Origin of the sequence: Agarivorans sp. DSG3-1 (assembly GCF_046774965.1) — a bacterium.
In the GTDB taxonomy this organism is placed as follows: Bacteria; Pseudomonadota; Gammaproteobacteria; order Enterobacterales; family Celerinatantimonadaceae; genus Agarivorans.
This window is the reverse complement of the sequence record NZ_CP177241.1, coordinates 3,146,399-3,159,557: the sequence shown is the minus strand read 5'-3', so window position 1 is coordinate 3,159,557 and position 13,159 is coordinate 3,146,399. Positions and strand designations below refer to the sequence as shown.

Sequence of the window (13,159 nt, the reverse complement as noted above, 5' to 3'; positions counted from 1 at the left end):
AACCTAAAACTCAGCCATTAAACGAATCACTACACTGGGCTCAATATAGTTTGGGACAGTAAATGTTTCCGAGGTATTGTTATACTCAACATGGCTACCAGCTAACAGATTTTTACCGCTAAGAGATAATTGGGTGCTGGGTTTGAACTGCCAATTCCAACTAAGATCTAAAACATCATAGTCATCCACTCTATAGGCATCGCTGTTGATTGAACGGAATAGCGCAAATAAAGAATGTTGTTTAAATACCTGCCAACCTGCTTTAGCAAACAATTGCTTTGAATCAGAATCGTAACCAATGGCCGGTTGGGTATCTGGCTGTAAATTATAGCGATACGACATTTGGCTATAGCCCAACTCACTGGTAAATCGAGGGTTAGGCTGCCAAGCAATTAAGGCCTCGCCGCCTTTCACATTGAGTTCTGCATTAGATACAACATCAAACTCTACGACCGTTTCGGTAAGCGCTTGCTGCGCCTCTTGGTATTTGCCGGCCGCTAACAACGCAAAAATTTCATCAACGCCTTCAGGAGACGTATTAGGCTGTACTGCAAATACATCTTTAGATTGGGTATGAAACAGCGCCACATCTAAAGACCAGTTAGACTGGCTAAAACGGTAGCCTAATTCATAAGACAGGGACTTTTCGGGCTCGACTTGTTGGTTACCATTTAAAACCGTTCGCAAGTGATACTGATCAATAGCATCGATACCGGTTTGTATAAACTCCCCTACGCGGGTGCCGTTGAGCGCCGAGTCGTAATCATACTCGGCCAACGAAGGTATGCGCACCCCTTGCGATACGGCTCCCCAAACTACATGGTTATTACTTGGTTGCCATAGCAATCGTGCCACTGGCTGGTGTTCCCAGCCAGTAAAACTATTGTGCTCAGACTTGTTACCCACAATTAAATTTAAGGTTTCCGGAACAAGCGGAAACTGAGCTTGAACAAATGCGCCATAATGTTGCAAACGCGATAGGTCTGCGTCGCTGCTAATTAACGCATTTTCTTCGAAAGGTAGGTCACTATTACGGTAATTTAGCCCCCAATCAAACTGAGTACGACCAAATAAAGTATTCATTTGATAATCGATGTCTAATGACTGAAAGCGTTCATCTAAATAAAGTTGCTCGCCATCTTGAATTGCCCACGAAGCTTGTAACATTTGATTAGAGGAGTTCGACATGCGGTGTTCCGCTCTTGCCATTACCCGCCCATCTTGGCGCTGAAACCTGTCTTGATGAAGTGTGTTTTGATTAGTTTCTACTGATAAAGCTTTTAAATTCTGACCCATGTCGGTATGGGTATAGTTCAGCTGAGTAAGAATAGACAAATCATCATTCGGCGCAAAATCTAAACGAAAGCCGATGCTTTTTTGCTTAGCATCATCGTTAGGTTCTGCTTTAGTGCCATGTTTCGACGCATCGGAATCACGTACACTACCATATACACGATAACTGCCGTTATTACCCAAATCGCCGCCATGACGCAGATCCACATCGTAGTTAAGCTGGTCACCGCTGCTCACCTGTACCAATGTATCTCGGGTATCCAGGCTGCTTTTAGTGATGATGTTAATCACCCCATTTGTGGCATTGCTGCCCCATAACAAGCCACCTTGTCCGCGGATCACCTCAATACGTTCAATATCGTATAAAGGCACATCTAAGGTTTCCCAGTAGACGCCGGCAAAAGCTGGGTTATATACACTTTGTCCGTCTACCATCACTAACAGTTTGCTGGTATAGCGGCCGGCCACACTTCTTGCTGTTATAGCCCACTGATTATTATCAAGCTGCCTCACTTCTAAACCAGGAACCAGCTTTAAAGATTCCGCAACGGTAACCGCACCAGATGCTTTAATGTCCTCTTTGCTTAACACATATAAAGAGGCGGCTGTGGTAAACGCAGATTGGGCACGCTTCATGGCCGACGTAGCTTGCACATCGGTGGCCATTAGCGATTCTAATTCTAAGCTCGACAGAGGATTATTTTCTTCTGCGACCAGACTGCTTGCGCAAAACAACAAAAAACAAGCACTAGTTGAAGGCTTCAACAAGACAACTCCTTGGTCTTTAAAACTATCCTTAGTATCTGAAACAAAAATGCTCGAGGTAACAAGGGTATGAAATGGCTAAGGCCATGAGCATTTATTCAGCAAAAATTGATAGTATTTATCTCAAAGAAATAGATCAAGGAAAACCACAAACTAATAATGTTGGCGGAGATTTAAAATTGCTAAAATAATAAACAAGCTATTGAAAGTTATAGTTAAACCTTCACTAATTGGCGATGTTGGCAGCTACGATTTCGACCAGATTTTTTAGCTTGGTAAAGGGCATCGTCAGCCCGCTGTAAAACACTATCACGACTAATATCACTTGATTCAATACTACTAACTCCAATACTAACGGTGACATGTAAACAACCTTGCTGATAACTAAACAGTTGCTGTTCTACGGCCTTTCTAATTCGCTCAGCGCTAACGAACGCGTCGTTAACCTCAGTATGCGGTAACAAAATCGCAAACTCTTCTCCGCCCATACGTGAGCATAGGTCTACATCTCTTAACTGAGATTTAATAACCTCATATAACTGCTTCAAAATACGATCACCGCAAGGGTGACCATGCTCATCGTTAATTGCTTTAAAGTGATCAATGTCGATCATTATTAAACTGCAATCCAAATAATGGCGATGATAGGTTTGAAAATGATTCGCTAAGCTTTCGAAAAATCGACGACGATTAAAAGCGCCTGTTAGCGCATCGGTTTCGCTCAAAAAACGCAACTGCTGCTCCAACTTATAGCGCTCATTGATGTTGCGTGCAGCCCACACCACCGCGCGATGCCCATCAATAAAGGACTGTAATGGCAAAATTCGAGCTTCAAACCACTCTTCACGCTGTAGTTTGCTGCTCTCGCTGCAAGGCAGTCTCATATCCATGGGAGAGATGGAATATTCAGATACGCGTAAGTTTTGCTCAAAGATACTCATTCGTATTTGCTGCATAAACCACTTAGCTTTTTCTTCACAAAATACGTCCGCAACAAAACGTCCGGTTAACAAGCGACTACAGGAAAAAGAGTGCGTTTCTTGATCGCCAAGGTGAGCGATACAATAGCCGTCTTCAGTGAACACGAGAGTCGAATCAGGAAATGCTGAAACGATTTCTAGTAACTGGGCAGTAGATAAATGCATTCTGGAGCCTTAACTAATTGCAAAAACAATCGACAAGGTTTAGTTACGCGTATCAAATACTAGTTTGAATTTATTAGAATTATTATGCTCAACCAAGGATGAAAATTTCAGTTTAAGCTCAACTATCAGACTACTCCGACCACCCAAGTCAAAAATTGATTTATATCAATTAGGTAAAAAAATAGTAAGTAAATCTAAAAAACCATACATACCAAGAATATTAGCCCAGCTAAATTTGGGCATTCCAACAATTTCTCTGAGACAAGTGTTCTCACGCTACTGCTTAAATCTATTGGCAGGGCATTTTCTAGAGTATTGCACTCTTAAGATCAGCAAAAGCTACGTTTCTTGATGGTGTTTCAGGCAAACGCTCTTAATCGTTAAAACTGTCACAGCCTAATAAAACAACAATTGTATTACCAAGCGTTCAAGATAAAAGTATTAACCAATTGTTAAGAATTTATGAACGCTATTAACGACTAATGAACTCATTTACAGAATTTAACGCTACTGAGTGGATAGATTATCTAGCCGCTTCACTCATTCGGCTAGCTATTTTACGTGTCGATAACCAAAGGTTTAAGCCATTACGCAGTCAGTGGTTAATCGCTATCAACAACGCATTTAAAGCAGTGCCTAAATCAATACCTCTTCAGTTAATGTTGAGCTGTTGACCTTATGTTAGGCAAGGCTGCATCGAGTCCCAAACGCTACTCAAGCTCAGTATTTATTGGGTTTAGTGACGTTTAGACAAAAGTAACACCATTAAAAAACAACAAACTCTACATAAGGAAAATGATAGAAATGAAAGTTACCTCTATATTTGCAATTGCATTAACCGTAGTGACGGTCGCACCAGCGCATGCTAATTATTTTAAAGATGATTTTAGCTGGGGGTACAAGTCTGGCATTTGGCAAGCTCGCGATGGCAGTAACGGCAGCCCCTTTGGCTGTAAGTTTACCCCATCCAAAATCTCACCCAGTTCACACGGAATTACACTTAACGTAGCGCCAAACCAATGCGCCGAACTTAGAACAAAATCGTTACTAAGTTATGGCAAAGTGCAATCGAGCCTAAAAACAGGTAACGCGCGCGGCACCGTATCTTCAATCTTTACGTACACCTCATGGCACGATGTTCCAGGCCGAGCTTGGCAAGAAATTGATATCGAGTTTTTGCCTAGCCTTGGCAACGTGGTGCACACTAATCTTATCTACCAACCCCAAGGAGGCCAATATCAGAGTTGGGAGCAAGATATAGATTTAGGCCAATACGGACTCAACATTCACCAAGATATGGTCCATATAGGCTTTGATTGGTCGAGCTGGAAAATCGATTGGTACTTAATAGACTCTTCAGGAAATACGCGAATCATTCGCAGCTTGTATAAAGACAATGGAGATGGTTATATCGCTGCAAATGAAGTTCCACAATATGCTTGGCCAGTCGATCCCACGCGTATAATGATTAATCATTGGCATGGTGATAACTCAGCAGATGCACAGTACTTTCCACAAGAGTACTTCAATCAAAACAACTGGGCTTACTACGATTATCTAGAATACACCCCAAAGTAAACTAAACTGTAAGCAGACTTTGTATGAAGTCTGCTGTTTCAAACTGTTTCAAGTTCTATCTAAGCTCTCTTGACCCACTTCTAAACATATCGCTCTCAAAGCACCTGCGTTAGCTCTCTTTAACGCTTTTCATTTATGGCATAAGTGTTGGTTTAATCACATCTGCGCAATAATTTAATTGTAATACCATAATAACAAAAATACATTGCGCAATAAACAAGCTGTAAATTGACTGAACGCTAAGGATGGCCCATGCAAATTTCTGTTGTGATGAGAACGCTAATCGGTTTTGCCACTCTACTGGTGCTGTTAATTGCCATCGCATTGATTGGCCAATTTAATATTAGAAGTTTGGAGTCTCAACTCAACGAGACTGTTGACAGGCTAACGCCCACTGCAGAGCTATCCAACCGTTTATCGGGCTTGCTGCTTAACTCAGCCTGGGTGATTGGCTTACATAGCAACACCGAATCTCTTGAGCAAATGAATCAGTTAGAAGGCCAAGCAGCCTCCCTCACCTTCACTTATCAAAACACCTATCAAGATTTACTTACACTCACTAAAAGCTACCCTGAGCTAAACCAAATACTTAAACCCGTTAAAGCCCACGCTGAAACAACCTTTACAACAGCCAATACCCAGTTTGCCAATCACCAACAGTGGGTAAAAACCAACAAAGCCGTTCAAAGCCTGCGTCGCCAATTTAAGCAGCAATGGAGTGGCTACCACGAGGATCTTCAGTTTATTACTGACTCTGTAGATGGTGACGCTCAATGGATAGCCATTGCTTTACAAGCCGATGGTGCCATTTTAGAACGCCAGCTAGACGAAGCCTTTTATGCCAAAACGGTCAAACAAACCACCGAGCAATTGGTTCAACTTAAAAAGCTTTATGCACAAATGATAGAAAAGCGCGACGAGCTTGAATTCTACATTGAAGATGATATTGAAAGTGTCGTGAACTACTTTGTGTTACTCAATGAATCCATTAACAAAAATGGTTTGTTTAGTGAAATTGATCGCCTAGCTCATTTGAGCCAACAACAACGCAATAACTTTGAGGTAATTAATACCCAAACCGCAGAAGCCCTAGAACAGCTAACACTCGCCAGCGATGCGGTGTCATCCATGATTGTTAAGGCCAAAGCCCAAGTAAGCTATACCTCTCAAACTGCCATAACAACCATGATAGCGGTGGTGTTAGCCTCGTTAACTATCTCACTGGTGGTAGCATGGAGCGTAACGTCTAGCATCAAAGGGCCACTAAAGCGCACTTTGGCACAAATGAAAAAGTTAGTCGACGGTGACTTTAGTGAGCAAATTACTATTGAGAAGAATGATGAATTTGGCCAAATTGCCCAACAACTGAACTTACTCACCGAGCAATTTAACCAAGTTATAAGCTCTATGGTAAACAGTGCCAAGCAACTAGAAAGCAGTGCCGAAACCGGCCTAAATGCTAGCCAACATTCTCGCACCATTATTTCCGAACAACGCGCTCAAACCAACATTGTGGCCGATGCCGTTAAAGCCATGGAAGAAGGCGTACAAGATGTCTCCCAGCAAGCTAATACCTCGCGCGATGATATTGGCGATGTATCAGCACTCACTGAGCAAGGGCGAAAAGCCGCACATACTACTCGCAATACAACCACTCAACTTAAAGCCACCATCATAAATGCCGCCAAGAAAGTAGATACCTTAAAACAGAATTCCGACGACATTGGCTCTATCCTTGATGTTATTCAAGGCATCGCCGAGCAAACTAACCTACTTGCGCTAAATGCAGCTATTGAAGCAGCCCGTGCAGGTGAACAAGGTCGCGGTTTTGCGGTCGTTGCAGACGAGGTGCGCAATCTGGCTAGCCGAACCCAAAACTCAACGACCGAGATTTTCAGTGTGATAGACGGACTACAAAAAGGTGCAAACGCTGCGGTTATGTTAATGAAACAAGGTGAGTCAATGGTGGCTGAATGCTTAAGCCAAGCCGAGCAAAGTGACCAGCAATTAGAGAATATTGCAGTAATGCTGGAGCAAATTCGCGCCTATAGCCAACAAATTGCCAGCACTGCTGAAGAGAAAATGGCAGTAGCTTCGCAAGTTGCAAACAATGTACAAAAAATAGTAGAACTCGGTCATTCGGCTCATAAAGACGCGGAGCACAATGAGCAAGCCAGTGAATCATTAAAGGTTAAGTCTGAGCAACAGCTTGGCCAACTAGCCATCTTTAAACTTAAAGACTGCATTGCAGCTTCTGAGCAACCATTAACCACCTAAGCACATACACTTAAACAAGAGTAAACAGGATGAATGTTCAGGCTAAACACACCGTTAGGTATTTATTGGTATTGGTTAGTGTACCTGCGCTACTGGCTTGCAGTAGCGCAATACCTACTCACTCAGCGCTTAAGCTTGAGTCCTCAAGCCAAGTGCTTGGTGAAAGAGTTATAGCCAATGCTCGTTTAAACGCAGATGGCAAAAATAGCGGTTTAACACCTTACCAGTTAGTGCAAGCACAGTTTGGAAGCAACGCCGCAGAATCTCCCGATAGATTTAGCGGCGACCATCAAGGTGTAGCCCACATTGAAGAACACAGTGACCCAGAAATAGGTCCTTACTTTCGTTTTATCTTGCATCGTGATGCAGATGGTAACAAAGGTAAGTTCATTGACCGTCAACGCAACGAGATCAAAATATACGGTGGCTCGCCAGACAAGCTAAAAGGCTATGAAAATAGCGTTTTCGAATACTCTTGGAAGTTTCGAATCAGTGAGCAAATGCAAGTAACCAACAAGTTTACGCACATATTTCAGCTAAAAGCCGTGGGGGGCGAGGATTCAATGCCAATTATTACCCTCACCGGCAGTACCCGAAATGGTAAAGCAGGCATAGAGGTTCGCCATAGCCCTTTAGTAAAAACCAACATGTTGGCCCGTAACGATTGGCATTTGGTACAAGGTCAATGGCTAGAAGCGGTGGTAAAAGCTCAATACAGTGACCAAGGTTGGTTTAGCTTAACCCTCACTCGACTGAGCGACGGCCATCAGATTTTAAATCTTCACAAGAGAAACCTTGATATGTGGCGTGGTAACAGTAGCAAGCACTTTGTGCGCCCGAAATGGGGGATCTACCGCTCAACAGTCGAAGCGCACAAACTCAAGCTAGAAACGCATGTCGACTTTGCTAATTTTCAGGTCAAGCAGTTTGCTAACAAATAGCGGCTAAACGGGATTACAATCGTCAAGCTGATTGGCTGCTAATGCTAATGTGCAGCTAACAATTAAGCTAACTTGTTCAACCTGCATAAAATGCCCTTGCTTGGGTAAGCGAATCACCTTGCTGTGTTCCGTTGATAAAAACTTCTCTGCAAAATCGGCATTTTTAGGATCAACCAAATGGTCTTCACCGCCCTGCACCAAAACGACCGGAATGCTTATCGATGCTAAACGCTCAGCAGAGTTTGCTAATCCATCTTGTAAAGCGTACATATCTAAATTAGCTTGATTAAGTTGCCTCCCCATTTCAGATAGAGACAACAAAAAGTGGCCCACACCGCTAGCGGCAAATTTGTTGTACCAGCGAGGCACGGTGAGCTCAGGGCTTTGACCTCCGGCCAATAATAGTAAGCCGTCTATCTCACTAGGATGTTGTTGGGCTAAAATAGGCGCTAAAGACGCACCCCAAGAGTGGCCCACAACAATCAACGGCACATCAGGATGCTGCCGTTTTAGTTGTTGAATAAAAGGGCTTATCAATCGCGCTTGGTCAAACATACTCGCAACAGGTTGAGGAGCAGATGTGTATTGCGATTCCCCCCAGCCTGGCCTATCGATACTGACCACTAATACCTCACCAAGCAAGCTCGGTTCTGTGATCAAATAAGCGCTATCTTGCCAAGAACCTGGCGTGCCATGTACCCAAAGCATCACCGCTTTTTTAGCCCGCCCATTGCTGTGTGCGCTGAGAGAAAATTCACCATCAACTACTTGGTAATGGTTAACACTAGGGTTATTTAACAAGTTTGTTTTAATAAAGTCTTGTTGCTGCTGAATCGCCTCAGGCATTGGACTACAAGCTGTCAGAACGCCCAAAACGAGTATGCTTAATCCGTGGCGTACGCCCATTCTACTTGGCCCTCGATACACTATTAGCTGAACATATTATTAGTCCTTAACGCACTAGAAAGCCAAACGGCTACTATTATTTCATCATTAATGACGCGATTACTCGCTTGACCCCAGCAAAGCGGCTCGCGATAATCCCTGCACTTTAAAAGAATGGCCAATAATCAATGAACGAATACGAAGACTCTCCCGAAGAAATTGAAGTAGAAGCACTTGAAGTCTTTGTAGAACAACAGCCCATTGAGCTCTATAAGGTACTGAAAATTGGTAACTTAGTGAACGGTGGTGGCGAAGCTAAACTGGCCATAGCCGAGGGTTACGTTGGTGTAAATGGTGAGTTAGAGCAACAAAAGCGTAAGAAGATCTATGCTGGCGACATCATTGAGTTTAATGGCCAATTTTTGTATGTCGTGTGCGATCAAGCTGTTACAGAGACAAAAACGCCTGCGATGCTCCCCCAAGATAAAACATCAAAAAAGGCCGCGTCTAAAACCAATAATAAAGCGACCAAACAAGCCAAGAGCAAAAAGCCATCAACCAAAGCATGTCAACAACCGGCAGATACGTCTAAAAAGAATCAAAAAACCGGCCGCCACTCCATCAAGTTTTAACCGGCAACCTTCATCCTTATCAATTCAAAAAAAGCAGCCAGTGGCTGCTTTTTTTAATCGCTAACTTAAATAGATAGAACCTTATTTTAGGCATAAAAAAAGCCGCTCTAGGAGCGGCTTCGTACTAAAAAGTTAAGTTACTTTTTAGCTTGTCTCTCTTTTTCTTCAGCAATTACTGACTCAGCCACGTTTTGTGGAGTAGCAGCGTAGTGCGAGAATTCCATAGAGAACTGACCACGACCAGAAGTCATAGTACGTAGAGAACCAATGTAACCAAACATTTCTGCTAGTGGTACGTCAGCTTTAATACGTACACCGGTTACGCCAGCTTCTTGGTCTTTAATCATGCCACGACGACGGTTCAAGTCACCAATAACATCACCAACGTGATCTTCTGGAGAGAATACGTCAACTTTCATGATTGGCTCAAGAAGTTGAGGTCCCGCCTTAGGAACAGATTGACGGTAAGCGCCTTTAGCTGCAATTTCAAAAGCAATGGCTGATGAATCTACTGCGTGGAATGCACCATCGTACAATTCAACTTCCATATCCAATAATGGGAAGCCCGCTAGAGGACCGTTTTCCATCATTGAATTGAAGCCTTTTTGTACTGCAGGCCAGAATTCTTTAGGTACGTTACCACCAACAACCGAAGAGGTGAAAGTGAAACCAGAACCTGCTTCACCAGGCTTAATACGGTAATCAATTTTACCGAACTGACCTGAACCACCAGATTGTTTCTTGTGCGTGTAGCTATCTTCAATTTCTTGAGTAATAGTTTCGCGGTAAGCAACCTGTGGTTGACCAACAACAAGATCTACGCCGTATGTACGCTTCAAGATATCAACTTTAATATCTAAGTGAAGCTCACCCATACCTTTAAGAATGGTTTCGCCTGAATCTTCGTCAGTTTCAACTTGGAAAGATGGATCTTCAGCAACCATTTTACCAATTGCGATACCCATTTTCTCTGAACCACCTTTATCTTTAGGCGCAACAGCAATCGAAATTACTGGAACAGGGAAAACCATAGGCTCTAGCGTACAAGGGTCTTTAGGATCACATAAGGTGTGACCAGTTTGTACGTTCTTCATGCCCACGATGGCGATAATGTCACCAGCTTGCGCACTCGTTAATTCGTTACGGTCATCAGCTTGCATTTCAACCATACGGCCGATACGTTCTGTTTTACCAGTAAACGAGTTAAGGATGGTGTCACCCTTGTTCAATTTACCAGAGTAGATACGTACGAAGGTTAATGCACCAAAGCGGTCATCCATAATTTTGAATGCCAATGCTTTGAATGTTTCATCAGTAGAAACGATAGCTTTTTCGCCAGTTTCTTCGCCTTCTTCGTCCATAAGAGGTTGTGGATCAACTTCTGTTGGACTTGGTAGGTAATCAACAACAGCATCAAGTACTAATTGAATACCTTTGTTCTTAAACGCTGAACCACAGTAAGTTGGGAAGAAGTCCATAGTACGCGTACCTTTACGGATACACGCTTTAAGTTGCTCAATAGTTGGCTCTACGCCATCCATGTAAGCTTCCATTAGGTCATCGTCTTGCTCAACGGCAGTTTCTACTAACATTTCACGGTATTCAGCCGCTTTTTCTACCATATCCGCAGGGATATCAGTTACTTCGTAGTTTTCTGGAAGACCTGTGTCATCCCAGATGTACGCTTTTTCACTTAGTAGATCAACAACACCAACGAAATCGTCTTCGATACCGATAGGCAGAACCATTACTAACGGGTTAGCCGCTAGTACGTCTTGAGTTTGCTTAACAACACGGTAGAAGTCAGCGCCCATACGGTCTAGTTTGTTAACGAAGATAATACGTGCAACTTCTGATTCGTTCGCGTAGCGCCAGTTAGTTTCTGACTGAGGCTCAACACCACCAGAACCACAGAATACGCCAATACCGCCATCAAGCACTTTAAGTGAACGGTATACTTCAACAGTGAAGTCAACGTGTCCAGGAGTGTCAATAACGTTGAAGCGGTGGTCATCCCAGAAACAGCTTACTGCTGCAGACTGAATAGTAATACCACGCTCAGCTTCCTGTTCCATGAAGTCAGTAGTAGACTCACCGTCATGTACTTCACCAGTTTTGTGGATCTGACCAGTAAGTTTTAGGATACGCTCAGTTGTGGTAGTTTTACCTGCATCAACGTGAGCAAAAATACCAATATTTCTATATTTTGATAAATCAGCCATTGTTCAACTCTAATCAATTGTTTCAAATTCGCGGGGAGTATACCACTACTGTCGCACAAGGCGAGAGGGTGAACTGTATTTGAGCGATTTATTGCAAATTTTCTTAAAAAAAGTATCTCAAACTGCAGCAATTGGTTAATTAAAAACGCAATAACTAGCAAACTTTAGCCTAAAAAGCCTTTTTTCAATCTGTCATAACAATAATTGGACGACTCCCCTACCCACTAAATAGCATAGTGGGCTTAAGCAGCAACGCAACTCAACATAAATGAAAGGCACAGAGAGGTATTTACTTCTTGTTTGCCATCATTGCTTTAAGGTCAGCAAAAGGATTAGAAGTAGCTTGTTCTTGTTTTAAGTCGGCCCCTGCTTCTACCGTTGAACCATATTGTGCCGCCTCGGTATATTTAGAATGCTCGTGATCGTGACAATACAAACACAGTAACTCCCAGTTAGTGCCATCGTTGGGGTTGTTGGTATGGTCATGGTCAATGTGGTGAACCGTTAATTCGCGTAAATTTGAATAAGGAAATTCACGAGCACAACGCCCACATACCCAAGGAAACAGCTTTAGCGCTTTCTCGCGATACCCTTGTTCTAAGCTTGCATAATTATTTGGAATATTAGCCATGTTCATCTCCAGCTATTTTTGCCAAATACTATACCACTGGCGGGTCGAAAAGCGCTTATTCAAAAAATAATATTTTGAATCTCCCCCCTAAAACCAGTAAGCGGTTTCAAAACTATCAATCATAAGCCACACTTAAATCAGTATCACTAAAGGATGACGCTATGCCGAAGCCGCTTACCCAAATACTTTGTAACCGCTGTGATTGTGAAACCACCACTAAACAAGTGAATGGCTGGAGAGTATTTTTACACCATGGTTTGGCGTTACCGTTACGTAGAACCTTAGGCTGGTGTAAGCAGTGTGAACAACTGGTTAGCGCAGAGGAATTGAGAGACCTCAACCTTATCATTAAAGAAATGGGTGAATTGGTACAACAGGTTGCCGCTTACGAGGGCACCCTTAAAACTAATTATTGGCAACGCTTGTTTAACCGAAAGCTACGCCGTATGCGCCGCCGCTCGGTGGAAACATTACTAACGCTAGGAGCTGAGCTAGATGTTGCTAGGCAGCGTTCCAATAAAGCCAAATGTATAAGCTGTGGCTCTCTAGAGGTTTCAGTGATTAATTCGTCAATCAACCTCATCGAGCAGTTTTGGCAACAACATGAACCACATAGCATTGCTACCGGTTTAACTCATCCCAATTGTGGTGGCGAGTTCATCGCTCGACCGGCAACCACAACAGTAAACAACCAAGCTATTCCTCAGCAAGCGGAGAATCAACAAGATTCGAAAAGCTTAATAAACCCCTCCTCACTCGATGAAAAGAACCAGCAAAATGTGGCTTAATA

10 protein-coding genes are annotated in these 13,159 nt (G+C 43.0%); 5 read left to right on the top strand and 5 right to left on the bottom strand.

The features are described 5' to 3' along the window. Positions 1–3: 3 nt before the first annotated feature. Both ACLD71_RS14680 and ACLD71_RS14675 read right to left on the bottom strand, forming a co-directional pair. Positions 4–2,061, bottom strand: a complete 2,058-nt coding sequence (locus ACLD71_RS14680; RefSeq protein ID WP_411991160.1) for a TonB-dependent receptor plug domain-containing protein — start codon at positions 2,059–2,061, stop codon at positions 4–6. Positions 2,062–2,273: 212 nt separating this feature from the next. Next, positions 2,274–3,203, bottom strand: coding sequence for a GGDEF domain-containing protein (locus tag ACLD71_RS14675; RefSeq protein ID WP_137673089.1), 930 nt, complete (start codon positions 3,201–3,203; stop codon positions 2,274–2,276). Between the two features lie 804 nt (positions 3,204–4,007). On the opposite strand from ACLD71_RS14675, the gene ACLD71_RS14670 reads away from it, so the two are divergent. The 3 genes from ACLD71_RS14670 (at position 4,008) to ACLD71_RS14660 (ending at position 7,999) form a co-directional block, all read left to right on the top strand. Then, on the top strand, positions 4,008–4,781 hold the full coding sequence (locus ACLD71_RS14670; protein WP_411991159.1) for a family 16 glycosylhydrolase: 774 nt from the start codon (positions 4,008–4,010) through the stop codon (positions 4,779–4,781). 252 nt (positions 4,782–5,033) lie between these two features. Further along, positions 5,034–7,058, top strand: a complete 2,025-nt coding sequence (locus ACLD71_RS14665) for a methyl-accepting chemotaxis protein (protein ID WP_411991158.1) — start codon at positions 5,034–5,036, stop codon at positions 7,056–7,058. A gap of 29 nt (positions 7,059–7,087) precedes the next feature. Then, on the top strand, positions 7,088–7,999 hold the full coding sequence (locus ACLD71_RS14660; protein WP_411991157.1) for a heparin lyase I family protein: 912 nt from the start codon (positions 7,088–7,090) through the stop codon (positions 7,997–7,999). A 3-nt stretch (positions 8,000–8,002) separates the two neighbouring features. On the opposite strand, the gene ACLD71_RS14655 is transcribed toward ACLD71_RS14660, so the two are convergent. Further along, on the bottom strand, positions 8,003–8,905 hold the full coding sequence (locus tag ACLD71_RS14655) for an alpha/beta fold hydrolase (RefSeq protein WP_411991156.1): 903 nt from the start codon (positions 8,903–8,905) through the stop codon (positions 8,003–8,005). A 167-nt stretch (positions 8,906–9,072) separates the two neighbouring features. Here ACLD71_RS14655 and ACLD71_RS14650 point away from each other — a divergent pair, with 167 nt between their 5' ends. Further along, on the top strand, positions 9,073–9,516 hold the full coding sequence (locus ACLD71_RS14650; protein WP_411991155.1) for an RNA-binding S4 domain-containing protein: 444 nt from the start codon (positions 9,073–9,075) through the stop codon (positions 9,514–9,516). A 137-nt stretch (positions 9,517–9,653) separates the two neighbouring features. Here ACLD71_RS14650 and fusA read toward each other — a convergent pair whose 3' ends face one another. Both fusA and ACLD71_RS14640 read right to left on the bottom strand, forming a co-directional pair. Next, positions 9,654–11,738, bottom strand: a complete 2,085-nt coding sequence (gene fusA / locus ACLD71_RS14645; protein ID WP_137673095.1) for an elongation factor G — start codon at positions 11,736–11,738, stop codon at positions 9,654–9,656. A 289-nt stretch (positions 11,739–12,027) separates the two neighbouring features. After that, positions 12,028–12,369 (bottom strand): YajD family HNH nuclease, encoded by a 342-nt coding sequence (locus ACLD71_RS14640; RefSeq protein WP_137673096.1) that lies wholly within the window; start codon positions 12,367–12,369, stop codon positions 12,028–12,030. Between the two features lie 161 nt (positions 12,370–12,530). Between ACLD71_RS14640 and ACLD71_RS14635 the strand changes: the two genes are divergently transcribed. Further along, positions 12,531–13,157, top strand: coding sequence for a hypothetical protein (locus ACLD71_RS14635; protein WP_411991154.1), 627 nt, complete (start codon positions 12,531–12,533; stop codon positions 13,155–13,157). Positions 13,158–13,159: the final 2 nt, after the last annotated feature.